This is a genomic window from Mycobacterium sp. 20KCMC460, from assembly GCF_022179425.1.
Lineage (GTDB): Bacteria > Actinomycetota > Actinomycetes > Mycobacteriales > Mycobacteriaceae > Mycobacterium > Mycobacterium kiyosense.
On record NZ_AP025524.1, the window covers coordinates 6,150,120 to 6,162,257 of the forward strand.

At 65.0% G+C, this 12,138-nt stretch carries 13 protein-coding genes, 1 tRNA gene and 1 pseudogene; 4 read left to right on the forward strand and 11 right to left on the reverse strand.

The features are described from left to right. Nucleotides 1–94: 94 nt before the first annotated feature. From MKCMC460_RS28425 to MKCMC460_RS28440, 4 genes are all read right to left on the reverse strand, one after another. Nucleotides 95–931, reverse strand: coding sequence for a phage major capsid protein (locus tag MKCMC460_RS28425; RefSeq protein ID WP_236978597.1), 837 nt, complete (start codon nt 929–931; stop codon nt 95–97). 170 nt (nt 932–1,101) lie between these two features. Next, nucleotides 1,102–1,578: a hypothetical protein gene (locus MKCMC460_RS28430; RefSeq protein WP_236978599.1), complete on the reverse strand. Its 477-nt coding sequence runs from the start codon at nt 1,576–1,578 to the stop codon at nt 1,102–1,104. Continuing rightward, a complete protein-coding gene (locus tag MKCMC460_RS28435) occupies nt 1,575–1,988 on the reverse strand; it encodes a hypothetical protein (protein WP_236978601.1) in 414 nt (137 codons plus the stop codon). The genes MKCMC460_RS28430 and MKCMC460_RS28435 overlap by 4 nt, the downstream gene beginning before the upstream one ends. Then, the gene (locus MKCMC460_RS28440) at nt 1,985–2,329 is read right to left on the reverse strand and encodes a hypothetical protein (RefSeq protein WP_238305127.1); all 345 of its coding nucleotides are present in this window, start codon (nt 2,327–2,329) and stop codon (nt 1,985–1,987) included. The genes MKCMC460_RS28435 and MKCMC460_RS28440 overlap by 4 nt, the downstream gene beginning before the upstream one ends. A 299-nt stretch (nt 2,330–2,628) precedes the next feature. Here MKCMC460_RS28440 and istA point away from each other — a divergent pair. Together istA and istB are read left to right on the forward strand one after the other, a co-directional pair. After that, nucleotides 2,629–4,304 (forward strand): annotated as a pseudogene (gene istA / locus MKCMC460_RS28445) (IS21 family transposase). Continuing rightward, the gene (gene istB / locus MKCMC460_RS28450) at nt 4,301–5,191 is read left to right on the forward strand and encodes an IS21-like element helper ATPase IstB (protein ID WP_082275278.1); all 891 of its coding nucleotides are present in this window, start codon (nt 4,301–4,303) and stop codon (nt 5,189–5,191) included. The pseudogene istA and the gene istB overlap by 4 nt, the downstream one beginning before the upstream one ends. A 167-nt stretch (nt 5,192–5,358) precedes the next feature. On the opposite strand, the gene MKCMC460_RS28455 is transcribed toward istB, so the two are convergent. The 5 genes from MKCMC460_RS28455 to MKCMC460_RS28475 all read right to left on the reverse strand — a co-directional run bounded on the left by MKCMC460_RS28455 (nt 5,359) and on the right by MKCMC460_RS28475 (nt 8,762). After that, complete coding sequence (locus MKCMC460_RS28455; RefSeq protein ID WP_236978604.1) at nt 5,359–7,143, reverse strand: AAA family ATPase; 1,785 nt, start codon at nt 7,141–7,143, stop codon at nt 5,359–5,361. Continuing rightward, complete coding sequence (locus MKCMC460_RS28460) at nt 7,140–7,487, reverse strand: DUF2742 domain-containing protein (RefSeq protein WP_236978605.1); 348 nt, start codon at nt 7,485–7,487, stop codon at nt 7,140–7,142. The genes MKCMC460_RS28455 and MKCMC460_RS28460 overlap by 4 nt, the downstream gene beginning before the upstream one ends. Next, nucleotides 7,484–7,972 carry a hypothetical protein gene (locus MKCMC460_RS28465; RefSeq protein ID WP_236978606.1) on the reverse strand — a complete coding sequence of 163 codons (489 nt, stop codon included), beginning with the start codon at nt 7,970–7,972 and terminating at the stop codon, nt 7,484–7,486. The genes MKCMC460_RS28460 and MKCMC460_RS28465 overlap by 4 nt, the downstream gene beginning before the upstream one ends. Next, nucleotides 7,969–8,466 (reverse strand): hypothetical protein, encoded by a 498-nt coding sequence (locus MKCMC460_RS28470; protein ID WP_236978607.1) that lies wholly within the window; start codon nt 8,464–8,466, stop codon nt 7,969–7,971. The genes MKCMC460_RS28465 and MKCMC460_RS28470 overlap by 4 nt, the downstream gene beginning before the upstream one ends. Nucleotides 8,467–8,573: 107 nt before the next feature. Continuing rightward, nucleotides 8,574–8,762 (reverse strand): hypothetical protein, encoded by a 189-nt coding sequence (locus MKCMC460_RS28475; RefSeq protein WP_236978608.1) that lies wholly within the window; start codon nt 8,760–8,762, stop codon nt 8,574–8,576. Between the two features lie 98 nt (nt 8,763–8,860). Between MKCMC460_RS28475 and MKCMC460_RS28480 the strand changes: the two genes are divergently transcribed. Both MKCMC460_RS28480 and MKCMC460_RS28485 read left to right on the forward strand, forming a co-directional pair. Beyond that, nucleotides 8,861–9,439, forward strand: a complete 579-nt coding sequence (locus MKCMC460_RS28480) for a hypothetical protein (RefSeq protein WP_236978611.1) — start codon at nt 8,861–8,863, stop codon at nt 9,437–9,439. Further along, the gene (locus MKCMC460_RS28485) at nt 9,432–10,667 is read left to right on the forward strand and encodes a tyrosine-type recombinase/integrase (protein WP_236978613.1); all 1,236 of its coding nucleotides are present in this window, start codon (nt 9,432–9,434) and stop codon (nt 10,665–10,667) included. The genes MKCMC460_RS28480 and MKCMC460_RS28485 overlap by 8 nt, the downstream gene beginning before the upstream one ends. 19 nt (nt 10,668–10,686) lie before the next feature. Here MKCMC460_RS28485 and MKCMC460_RS28490 read toward each other — a convergent pair. Beyond that, a tRNA-Thr gene (locus MKCMC460_RS28490) sits at nt 10,687–10,762 on the reverse strand. Nucleotides 10,763–10,824: 62 nt separating this feature from the next. Further along, entirely contained in the window at nt 10,825–12,042 is a 1,218-nt protein-coding gene (locus tag MKCMC460_RS28495) for a DNA polymerase III subunit delta' (protein WP_238305128.1), read from the reverse strand. Nucleotides 12,043–12,138 lie beyond the last annotated feature (96 nt).

Sequence of the window (12,138 nt, forward strand, 5' to 3'; positions counted from 1 at the left end):
GCACGCTCGTGGTTAGGAGCCGGGTCGTGGCGTGCCCTTGCCGGTGGCTAACGAATGCGAAAGGGCCGGGTTGACGCCCGCCGCTGCCATGTCTTTACGGGGTGGTGTTGACCTTGATGACTGCGGCTGGGTAGGTGAAGCCGAACCCGATGCGCAGTGTGGACCGCACGGCTACCCGGTCGGAGGTGAAGTAGACGCTGGTGTCGGTGACCACGGTGGCGTCTTGGCGTATGACCATGATGCTGTGGCTCTGCGGGATTCCCCAGACGATGCCGTCGGCGACGGCTGGGGAGGTGTAGAGCGGTAGGCCGGCGATGACGCGACTGGTGGGCTGTGTCGGGTCGGAGGCGAGCAGCGACTTGTTCGAACCGGTCGTCAGTTCTTTCAGTGATGCCAGTGCGAGCGCGGTGGCGGGGCTGGCGACGAACGCCGTGAGTGTGGTGTGCACGGTCTCGGCGGCGGACTTCGCGGCCTCGGCCCAGTCGAGGTTGGTCCAGGTGTCGCCGGCGTCGATGACGGTGGACGACAGGGACAGCAGCCCGGCCGGCCCGTTGGTGGTGGTGTTGCCGAAGTAGGCGGCGTCGAGCTTGCGTTTGAGGTCGCGCACCAGGCCGTCGCCGACAACCTGCAGCGCGGCCGGTGAGGAGTCGGCGGCCAGCTCGTTGCTGATGACGGTCAACCCGGCCAACTTCTTGGGCGTGACCAGGACCTCGGTGATGGTCGGGTCCGAGGCAGTGATTTCAGCGCCTTCAGCGGTCCAGGCCGCAGTGGGGTCCGCGCTGACGATGGGGACGCGGAAGTCATGCGAGTTGGTGGGGACGACGGTCGAAACCTGGGCTGCGACCGAGGTTTCCATCAGTGGTCTGATGACGAGGGCGCCGACTTCCTCGGGGGTGAGGATGGATGCGCCGCTGCTGGTGGTGAGTGCCATTAGTTGAATCTTCCTTGGGTATCAAGCGAACACGGTGAATGAACGTGAGTGGTTGTCACGTAATGATTCGCGGCCTGTCCAGCAGGTTCGCGGTGTTCGCCTCCAAGGGCGGTGTTGGTCGTGGCGGGGCGCTCACCCTTCGGGGTCAACGCCCTACAACCACAGTCAGTTTAGCGTAGCGGGCCGACGCGAGAGCTGATTGCCTCAGACCATGTCGGTTGTGGCTCCGGCGTGTAATCCGAGGGCGTGGCGCCGGGCCGCAGTCCTTCGATGGGCCGGTCACTCGGCGGTGCTGGCGTCGGCTTGTAATTCGTGCCGAGGTGCGGCTTCTCGGTCAGCAGTGTGGTGGCGGCGGTGGCGATCTTCTCGGGGTCCGGCATCCCGTACTCGTCGTAGAAGTCCTTGCCGGTGGTCCAGATGTCGGCCGGGTCGATGAGGTGTTCGGCGGCGACGCGCTGGACCTCGTTCATCTGCATCGCGTCATACCGGGTGACGGCGGCTTCGTAGTCGGACTCGAGGGTACGGAGCCGTTCGCGCAGGTTGCGGTTCTCGCTGCGCAGCCGTTTCGCCGCTTCGAGGTTCTGCGGGAGATCAAGGCTGTCGTCGCCGTGGTCGACGCCTGGGCTGGTGTCGGGTGTGTCGGTCATGCTGATTCCTCCTGGGATTCGAGTTGTGGCCAGCGGCGGTTCCGCGTGCCGGTACTGGGATAGGTGATGGCGGTGAAGAGTTCGGCTGGCAGCTCGTGACCGAGGTGCTCGAGCAGTGTGCGTTCGGCGTCGGTGGCTGGCCGCACGTTGACGCGCCAGCTGCTCATGCCGGCGGCGGTGAGGATGCGGCGGGCGCGGGCCTGGATGGCGGCCAGTCCGGCGGGGTCCGATGTCCCCCACACGGCGGGCAGGTTGAACGCCGAGAACTGTTGCCGTTGGTGGTCTGCGGCCTGGGTGGCGTCCTCGGCGCGCTGCAAATCGTCAGGCAGATGCTCGAAGACAAGCCAGCCGCGGGGGTCGGTGCCGGCGGCGGCGCGATCGTGCTGGGGACCGATCGTGTCTGCGGTCATTGCGCACCGTGCTCTTGCAGGATGTCGTCGCGGGCCGCGGCGAGGTCGCCAGCCAGACGAGCGATGGTCAACTCTTCACCTTGGGCGCCGATGGCGGTGACGGCGAAGTGTTCGAGCAACGCCACGAGCATCTGCGGGCCGCTGTCCTCAGATTTGATGTCGCGGTGGAACAACACAAAGGCGTGGTTGAAATCGTGGCTGCGAGACACGTACAGGCGCAGCAGCTCGATCGCGCGGGCTCGCTGCGCGGCTGTCGGCCGCCAAGGATCCAACCAGTCGCCGAAGCGCGGGTCGTCGGGGTGCGGCGGCTCGGTGCTCCAGTCACCCGGGTAGTCGGTCATTGCATCGTTCCCTTCAGTTGTTCGGTGTTAGCAGTTGGTCTGCCGACGGGTTTGGGTTTGCGGATCTGCCCGGCGATCACGCCGTCTGGGCGCTTCCTGGCTGGTAGCGATTGGAGCCAGTCACCGCAGTGGGCCAGCGCCGGGCAATGTTGGCTGGCTATGACAGTTTGATTCAGGACCGGTGTGACGGCCTGATTCAGGACCACCTTCTTTCAGACCGGTGTGTTGTGACGGTTTGATTCAGGACCACCCTCGACGGTTGGCGTGTCGATTATTGGCTCGCTGTCGGAGGGTTCCGGATGGGAAGTCGTGTGGAGCTGTTCGCCCAGATACGTAGGGACGCCCGGGTCGAGGGTTTGGGTATTCGGGCGCTTGCTCGTAAGTACAAGGTTGGCCGGGATACGGTCCGGCACGCGTTGGCGAATCCGGAGCCGCCGAGGCGGAAGACACCGGTGCGGGAGTCGCCGAAACTGGGCCCGCTCAAACCTGCGATTGATGCGATGCTGCGGACCGATCTGGATGCGCCCCGCAAGCAACGCCACACTGCGACAAGGATTTGCAATCGTCTGGCCGATGAACACGGCGTTGAGGATGTGTCGTATTCGTCGGTGCGTGACTATGTCCGGGTCCGTCGTGCGGAGATCATCGCCGAGTCCGGTAAGCAGGCGCAGGAAGCGTTCGTGCCGCAGGAACACCCGCCCGGCGCTGAAGCTGAGGTTGATTTCGGCGAGGTTCACGTCATCCTCGCTGGTGTCAGAACCCGCTGCTACATGTTCGTTTTCCGAATGTCGATGTCCGGCAAGGCAGTCCATCGGGTGTATGCGACTCAGTCGCAGGAGGCGTTCCTCGAAGGCCACATCGAAGCATTCGACGTGATCGGCGGCATCCCGGTGCGCCATATCCGCTACGACAACTTGAAGTCTGCGGTCACCTCGGTGGTGTTCGGCCGCGGTCGGGGCAGGGTCGAGAACGACCGGTGGGTGCTGTTCAGATCGTTCTACGGGTTCGACCCGTTCTACTGCCAGCCGGGAGTGAAAGGCGCCCACGAGAAAGGCGGAGTCGAGGGCGAGATCGGACGTTTCCGCCGCACCTGGCTCACGCCCATGCCGGAAGTGGACTCGCTGTCAGAGCTCAACGACTACATCCGCCGCTGCGAAGCACGTGAGGATCATCGGCGGGTCACCGGCCGGCTGCACACCGTGGGCCAGGACTTCCAGACCGAACGAGAACATCTCGCCGCTCTGCCTGCCGAGCGGTTCGACCCGGGGCTGGTGCTGCATCCACGGGTGGACCGGTCGGCGCTGATCACGGCGCGGTCGGCGAAGTACTCGGTTCCCGCCCGGTTGATCGGACGCAAAGTCAGGGTGTCGCTGCGGGCCTCGGAGTTGGTCGTCTTCGACGGCCGCACTATCGCCGCACGCCATGAACGCGTCACGACCCGCAACGGGCAATCGATCAACCTCGACCACTATCTGGAGGTGTTGCACTGCAAACCCGGCGCGTTGCCCGGCTCCACCGCGCTTGCTCAGGCCCGCGCCGCCGGCACTTTCACCGCAGCGCACGAGGCGTTCTGGCAGCAGGCCCGCCGCGTCGACGGCGATGCTGGCGGGACTCGCTCGCTAATCGACGTGCTGCTGCTGCACCGCAGCATGCGCGCTACCGATGTGATCGCCGGGATCCACGCCGCCCTGTCGGTCGGTGCCGTTTCAGCGGATGTGGTCGCGGTCGAAGCACGCCTGCATGCCGCCGGTGGTGGTCTCGAATCAGACCGTCACGCCGGTAACCATGCCAATACCGTCGATTACCGGGTCGTCAGTCTGACCCAGCGCCGCCTGGCTGATCCAGCGACCGTGATCGCCGGCCTGCCACCGACACCCGGCCGCTGCCTGACGTCGCGGCCTACGACGAGCTGCTCCAACGCAGACCCCCAACACCGCCACCCGGTGACGGAATGGAAGGAACGACTGGATCATGAGCACGGCCACGAAAGTCACCAACACCCTGCGCCGCCAACGCGGGATGACCCCACAAGCGGCCCAAGCCGCCGTCGATTCCGCATGCCGACGCCTGCGGTTGCCGACCGTGCGTGCGGTGATCGACGAAGCAGTGAAAGTCGCCGAGCGTGAACAGCTCACCTACCACGGCTTCCTCGCCGAACTGCTCCTGGCCGAATGCGATGACCGGGACCGCCGATCCACCTTGCGGCGAGTCGCAGCGGCCGGGTTTCCACGTCAGAAATGGTTGGGCGACTTCGATTTCGACGCCAACCCAAACATCAACGCCGCCACCGTACATACCGTCGCCCAAGGCGATTGGATACGCCGAGGCGACCCGCTCTGCCTGATCGGCGACTCGGGCACCGGCAAGTCCCACCTGCTCATTGGTGTGGGCACCGCCGCCGCCGAGCAAGGCTTCCGCGTCCGCTACACACTGGCGACCAAACTGGTCAACGAACTCGTCGAGGCCGCCGATGAAAAGCAACTCGCCCGCACGATCGCCCGCTACGGCCGCGTCGATCTTTTATGTATCGACGAACTCGGCTACATGGAACTCGACCGCCGGGGCGCGGAGTTGCTGTTCCAAGTACTCACTGAACGCGAGGAAAAGGCGTCAGTAGCCATCGCATCCAACGAGAGTTTCTCCGGCTGGACCAAAACCTTCACCGACCCCCGACTCTGCGCCGCGATCGTCGACCGACTCACCTTCCACGGCACCATCATCGAAACCGGCACCACCTCATACCGGCTCAGCCATACCCGCGGTAGCAGCTCGCGATCACAGCCTACGAAGACGCCTGAGCCACCACCTCCTCGCCGAGGTGGTCCCGAATCAAGCCGTCACAGTGGTCCTGAGTCAGGTTGACATAGAGAGTTGGCAGAGGCCGACAGCCTGGGTGTGGCGCTGGGTGACGACGTCGGGATGCTCACCACGTGCCGCCGCGTCGAAGAGGTGGTGGCGGCCTCGGCAGCGAGCGCCGGGAAGGCTTGGTGCCCCAGCGATTACGTCGAGCAAGTCGGCCAACTGCACGTTCATCCGGCGTTCTCCTCTTCGGCGGGATCCACGATGTGCCAGACCCGCGCATTTTTCGCGTTGCCAACCACGGGGCGGCTGTCGACTCGGTCGCACTTGACCGCGGCGTGCCGAACGGCGTCCCAGCTGTAACCCGCGCCCTGTGCAGCCTGTTGCAGCGCGCCGGGATCGAGAACTTCCGTTCCAGCGGGTAGGGCGTCGATGTAGGCGAGAACCCAGTCCCCGGCGGTCACGTAGCCGTCGCTGTCGCCCGTCAACGACCAGGTGGTGACGCCGGCCTTGACTTCGATAACTCGGACGTCTGGATGGGCGCTCGCCGCTGTGGCGATGCTGCCTTTCTTGAACCCTGCCCGTTCGCCGGCTTCGCGGACAGCAAACGATTCGATGGTGGTGTGACCGGCAGCGCGCAGCTCGGCAATGTAGTTGTCGAACCAGATCCGGCACGACACCTTCGGCTTGGCAGGTTCGTGCGACCTGCGAGAGTCAAGGTCTGTGACCGTGGCCTCGGTAATCCGGCCGCGGGTTTGCTGCTGCTGCCGTCGGCACCCTTCGCAATAGCCACGCTCGACGGAATCGGGAGCGATCAGGCGTTGCCCGCACGCGGCGCAATTGACAGTTGGATCAGCAGTCGGCTCACTCTCCCCGGCGTGAGCTGACTGGGAAATCGGCCCAGTCGGCTCATTGTGTTTGTGCTGGTCGGACCCAGTTGGCTCAGTTGGCTCACGTTTTTGAGAGACGGGGGGTGCGCTGAGCTGACTGGGCAGGTACCACGTCGAGGTCCGTGGGAACCCTGACGAGCGGTCTTCGATGCCGAGTTTCTTCTTTGCTCGTTTGAGGGTGGCCTCGCTGAACCGTTCCTTGGCGGCATCGTTCTTCACCCGCTTCGATGCCGTAGGGCCGTTCGCGGTCAGGTAGTCCTGCAGCCAGTTCTCGGCAGCGGTCCGTTCGTCGCTGTCCTCTTCGGATTCGGGCGTAGCGAGCAAACCCCGTGCGTCGTGGTGAGTGGTGCCGAGCCACTCGACATGGGCTACGCCATGCTCTGGGCTATCGACCAAGCGGTACGCCAGAGATTGCGGCATGACGCCGAGGTTGGACTTCACGCATGCCAGCACCCGCTGCATCGGGTTGTTGGGGTCCGCGGCCACCAGCAGGCCGGCTCGGGCAGCACCGACGATTCCGATTGACCCACCACCGCGATACATCGGGTCACCGCCCTTGGCTTTATTCAGATGCCGCAGCAAGAGCACAGTGCAGCGGTTGCGGTCGGCGGCCGCGCCCAGCGCCGATAGAACCCTGCGAACGTCTTGGTCCTTGTGCGCATCAGTTCCGGCTGGAAGGAACGCCATGAGAACGTCGACGATCAACAACCGGGCGTCGGTGGCGGCCATTGCGGCGTCAAGATCCACAACATCGGCCAACGACAACGGACGCAAGTAGCGTTCGCCGCTCTCGGGATCGATGAGCGTCTTGCCTTCAATTGCATGAACACGACCGACGTCAGCACCGGCGGCATCCAGTCGTGGACGTGTCGTATCCGCCAGGCCGTCCTCGGCTGACAGCAGAAGAACATCACCGGGGTGCTGACAGATATCCCCAGTCGGCCATTGCCCGCCGGTCGTGACCGTGGCGGTCATGTCGAGCGCCAGTGTGGACTTACCCAAGCCGGGGTCTCCGTCAAGGGTGACGGGCTTGCCCAGCGGAAGCCGGTCCTGCCACAACCATTCGACCCGTTCCGCCTGGACGTCGGAGAGGCGCGTGAGCTTGAGACTGTGTTCGATCGTCAAGCCGACCTCCGTATGTAAGCCCCAGCGCGGCTGCGGATCTCGCGGGCGACCGCCGGCCAGTCCGCAGCTGCAGCAACGGCTTTCGATGCATCGGCCGCTGCCTCCTGGGCGGTCTCGACGCGCAGCACGTGGTGCTCGCCGTCGATGGCCACAGCCAGCAGCTTGCGGGGGTCGCCGTCGGCCAGGGCGCACCACGGCGGTGTACCGGCGGCCGGGATGGGGCCGTAGTTCGCCTGCTGTACAACGGCTTCGAGGAATTCGTGGACCGGCCACCAGGCGCGCTGCTGGGATGGTGGAGGACCGGCCCCGAAGGGCCGGCCTCTTACCTCTTGCGAGTCGGTCACTGGGGAGGCCACTTCACGGCGGGGCCAATGATGACGTGGTCGCCGTCGATCCGCTCCGCGAGGAACTCCTGCTCTCCGACGCACTCAGGGCACGGTGCGGTGTAATTCCACCTGCCCGTGGTGAGTCGGACCTCCTTGCTGTCGTTGCAGAACAGACAGATACCGCCAGTGGCGAGGAACCGGCATTCTTCCAACAGCGTGGCCACATTCGCTGACACGGCAGCGAGGTCAGAGAACACATCGGGATGGGTGGCCACGACATCAGCGACGCCGCAGGTGTCCGGCAACCCGTCGATGTAGGCCTCGAACCCGACTTCCATTGGCTTGTTGTCCTTTTCGTCCCAGTACGCGAAGCGGCGCACGACCGCCGTGATTTCCTCAGCGCTCACCTCGGCGTAGGTGTCCCACAGAAAGATCGGGTTATCCCCGGATGTCGGTGTGGGCAGCGTCGGTAGTTCGAACCGCTTGACCTCGAGGCCGGTCATCGCACACCGCCGTCGATCTCATCAGCGACTGCGATCAGGTGAGCGGCGAGCTGGCGCGCCTCGTCCGCGGTCACCTGCAAGTTAATGTCCAGGTCGAGGTATTTGTTCTCACTGGGACGGTAAAGATGCAGATAGACGCAGCTGCGCCAGCCGGGCGTACGGCGGTAGGGATTGACACCGATTCTCGGAGGGTCGAAGTGGCCCTCCAAGCCCGGCAGCGCACCGTGCGGGTAGCCGTCCTCCATGGTCAGATTCACGTAGTAGTCGGCGCCCCAGCACGCTGGGTCACCGGGGTGGTCACCAGGGTCGGTGCACCATGTTTCGCAACACGCGTTGACCTTCTCAATGGCGTCGGCCGCGGCGCGCAGCTGGTCTGACAGCGGGGCTTCTGGGCAGCGGGACGTTTCATGCCAGCCGTATCGGCCGCAGTGGTCACAGCGGACGAGCTCAGGAGCGCCCGCGAACGGGTCGTCGTCGGCAATTGGTTGTGTCATGATGATGGGGCCTTTCTGTTCTCTGGTGGATGGAGGGTTGCAGCGGCTCCCGCCAGGTGTTGGCGCATCTGGGATTACGGGGGCCGCTTCGCTATTGAAGGGGTTCATTAGGCGGCGTCACCGCCGCTAGCCTGTTCAAGGCGAGCCAGATACTCCTCGAGCTGGCGGTCGGTAGAGAAGCGTCGGCGGCCTATCGTCACCGACTCGAGCTCCCCTGATGCCCACAGATTGAAGACCGCGCTGCGGCCCACGCCGAGTCGTTGTCCGACTTGCCTATGGTCGTTGTTCTTGTTCATCGCCTTCCCTTATGTCGTGATCGCGACAAAAACTGTCGTGTCCGCAACACTACACGGACTGACGCGGACGCGACAAGACGACGTGGCAGAATGTCGCCATGTCGACAAATTGGGCCGAGCAGATCGGGCAAGAAATCAAGAGGCAGCGGATACGCGCCCGACTCAAGTTCAACTCCCTGTCGGATCGAACGAGGGAGATCAAGCGGCCGGTCCACCGTGTTGCAATACCGAAGCTCGAATCCGGCGAACGCGATATCACGGTTGGCGAGCTAGTTGGCCTTGCCGGGGCGCTCGGCCTGCCGCCGCTAGCACTGCTGTTCCCGGATATTCGCGAAGACGTCGAGTTGTTCCCCGGCAACGTCGTGGCCGGGGTAGACGCCTTAGGCTGGTTCACGGGAACCGGCGATCACCTCGGGCAAGACGCTTCGGCGATTGAACTTGCACTTGCACTAGTGACGAACGAGGTGGCTCTGAAAGCGCAGCGCCACAACTTGTTTCAAAGTGAGCGTGGACTCGAGCTGGAAGAGGCTGGAAGTCTTTCGATGGTTGCCGGCATGCGGGAGCAAGAGGAGAAGAACGTCAAGCAGACCCGAGAGCGAATCAAGTTTCTCGAGTCTCGACGGGAAGAACTGCTACATACCTACGGCCGACTGGTGAACGGTGAGTTCGATGCCTAGGCAGCGGATGGAACCTGGTGAGCACGGCCGGATCACTGAGAGAGTCAGCGGTGGAAAGTATTTCGCCTCTACCTATGTGCGTGACCCGGATGGTGTACGGCGGCGCGTGGAGCGGTCTAGCGAAAAATCGGTCGAGGATGCTCGGCGGAACCTCCAGCGACACTTGACTAAACGGCGGTCTCCACTGTCGGGGCAGCTCGTTACCGACAGGACGACGCTCGGAGAGTTGTTCGAGGTGTGGATTGAGGGCAAGACATTCGAGGATGGCATTAAGCCGCAGACGGCCGGTCAGTACCGCCAGATCTGGGGGAAGTATGGCGTCGGCCAGTTGGGCGCGCTGCGGGTGACTGAGCTTCCGACGTCGCGGGCCAACGCGCATATTCAGGCCGTTGCCGCGACCACTTCATCTCAGGCCGGCTATCTGCGGATCATTCTGCGCGGCATGTTCTCGTTGGCCGTGCGCTTTGACATCCTGGCGGTGAATCCCATCTTGGAGACCAAGACGGCGAAGTTGCACAGGAAACCAGCCCGCGCGATGACACCCGCCGAGTTCGAGCGAGTGCGGGCCGCTGTCGGCGCGTACGTGAGCCGTGACGGGCATGCCGGCCCGAAGCCCGGTCGACTGCTGCCGGCATTCATCGAAGTGTTGGCCGCGACCGGCGCCCGTCCCAGTGAGGTGCTGGCATTGCGGTGGTCAGATGTCGATCTGCTCGCGGACCCGCCGACTGTGACAATTTCGGGCACCCTGGTCGACCACCAGCGGATCCCTGGCAAGGGGCTGCACCGTCAGGAAGCCCGCAAGGGTGATGCGCCGGAGCACACCGTGGTACTCCCCCGATTCGGCGTCGAGGCGTTCACGGCGCTGCTTGGCGAGACTGGCCCGACGGGGCCGGTGTTCGCCAACCGTGACGGCGGATGGATGTCGCTGTGCAATCTACGACGGGCGCTACGGACCGCATTGCCGGACGATCTTCGATGGGTCACGCCGCACTCGTTTCGCCGCACGGTGGCGACGGTGGTCCGTGATGACTTGGGGCCGGCGTTGGCGCAGCAGCAGCTGAGCCACTCGAAGCTGGCCACTACCGAAGCGCACTATTTGCAGCGTCACACCCGCGGCCCGGATGTACGGAACACGCTAGACAAATTCGCCTCCGGGAAGGTGGCGGCTGAAAGTATCAGGAAAGTATCAAGTGGACCGGATTCCGACGGGTCCAGCACCCCAGTGTGAGTGCATTTGCGCTGGTAGATGGAGCCGCCTAGGAGAATCGAACTCCTGACCTATTCATTACGAGTGAATCGCTCTACCGACTGAGCTAAGGCGGCCTGCCTGCCCTCTTCTCGGGCGGCCCGAGTCTACGGCAGCCCCACCGCCACACCCAAGTCCACTACCGCAGTTCCTGCCCGATGGTGGCCACCATCGCGTCCACGGCGAACTTGGGTTTGACATTGATCGCCAGTGCCTCGCGGCATTCCAGCACCGCCTCCACACAACGCAGCAACCGTTCCGGGCTGGCGTGCGCGGCCAGCGAACCCACCCGCTCGGCCATGTCCGGGTGGTTGGGCCGCACCCCCGCGGCGCCGGAAGACACCAGCACCGCGTCACGGAAATACGAGGCCAGGTCGATCAGCGCGCGGTCCAGGGCATCGCGCGAGGCGCGGGTCTGCCGGGATTTCTGCCGGCGCTCCAGGTCCTTGATGGCACCGGCCGAGCCTCGCACCGCCCCAGCGGCCCCCTTTCCCGTACCACCCGCCCCCAGAGCGGTACGCAGCTCCTCGGTCTCGGCTTCGGCGCGCCCAGCCGTCAGCGCCACGGCTTCGGCCTCAGCTGCGGCGACCAGCTCCTCGGCCGCCAGAAACGCCCGCGACGGCCGCGCGGCATCGCGAACCAGCTCCAGCGCCTGCTGCCGCCGTTGCCGGGCTTCGGCGTCGGTGGCCAGCCGGCGCGCCCGCCCGACATGACCACCGCTGACCGACGCCGCCCAGTGCGCCGTCTCGGCGTCCAGCCCGTCGCCGTCGATCAGCACCTGCGCGATCGCCTCGTTGGACGGCGTCACCAGCGCGACGTGCCGGCACCGGGACCGCAGCGTGATCGCGATGTCCTCGGGGTCCACCGACGGCGCGCAGAGCAGGAAGACCGTCGACGGTGGCGGCTCCTCGACCACCTTCAGCAATGCGTTCGCGGCGCCCTCGGTCAACCGGTCGGCGTCCTCGACGACCACGATCTGGTGCTGGCCGGTGGTCGGGCGCCGCGACGCGATCTGCACGATGCCGCGCATCTCGTCCACACCGATCGACAGGCCTTCGGGAATCACCCGGCGCACGTCGGCGTGGGTGCCGGCCATCGTCGTCGTACAGGCCCGGCAGGTCCCGCAGCCGGGGTCGTCGTCGGAGGTGCACTGCAGGGCCGCCGCAAAGCACAACGCCGCCACCGACCGACCCGACCCCGGCGGCCCGGTGATCAGCCAGGCGTGTGTCATATTCCCGAAGCCCGGGGTGGCGTGAGGCGAATCACTCCCCCCGGCAGCACGGGCCGCCCGGGCTGCAGCAAGCAGCTCGGCCTCCACCACGTGCTGGCCTACCAGCCGCGTAAACACCCCTGTCATCAACGGCAACAGTAGTGAGCACCCCCGACGGAGACCGATCAGCGTCCGATTCGCGACAATTTTGTGATCTTTCCTGCTCATTCGCCCCCGGTGGGC

Bases quoted from the DNA above. Each gene is read 5' to 3' on its own strand.
- MKCMC460_RS28425 (WP_236978597.1), bottom strand. From the start codon at position 931: ATGGCACTCACCACCAGCAGCGGCGCATCCATCCTCACCCCCGAGGAA.
- MKCMC460_RS28430 (WP_236978599.1), bottom strand. From the start codon at position 1,578: ATGACCGACACACCCGACACCAGCCCAGGCGTCGACCACGGCGACGAC.
- MKCMC460_RS28435 (WP_236978601.1), bottom strand. From the start codon at position 1,988: ATGACCGCAGACACGATCGGTCCCCAGCACGATCGCGCCGCCGCCGGC.
- MKCMC460_RS28440 (WP_238305127.1), bottom strand. From the start codon at position 2,329: ATGACCGACTACCCGGGTGACTGGAGCACCGAGCCGCCGCACCCCGAC.
- istB (WP_082275278.1), top strand. From the start codon at position 4,301: ATGAGCACGGCCACGAAAGTCACCAACACCCTGCGCCGCCAACGCGGG.
- MKCMC460_RS28465 (WP_236978606.1), bottom strand. From the start codon at position 7,972: ATGACCGGCCTCGAGGTCAAGCGGTTCGAACTACCGACGCTGCCCACA.
- MKCMC460_RS28470 (WP_236978607.1), bottom strand. From the start codon at position 8,466: ATGACACAACCAATTGCCGACGACGACCCGTTCGCGGGCGCTCCTGAG.
- MKCMC460_RS28475 (WP_236978608.1), bottom strand. From the start codon at position 8,762: ATGAACAAGAACAACGACCATAGGCAAGTCGGACAACGACTCGGCGTG.
- MKCMC460_RS28480 (WP_236978611.1), top strand. From the start codon at position 8,861: ATGTCGACAAATTGGGCCGAGCAGATCGGGCAAGAAATCAAGAGGCAG.
- MKCMC460_RS28485 (WP_236978613.1), top strand. From the start codon at position 9,432: ATGCCTAGGCAGCGGATGGAACCTGGTGAGCACGGCCGGATCACTGAG.
- MKCMC460_RS28495 (WP_238305128.1), bottom strand. From the start codon at position 12,042: ATGACAGGGGTGTTTACGCGGCTGGTAGGCCAGCACGTGGTGGAGGCC.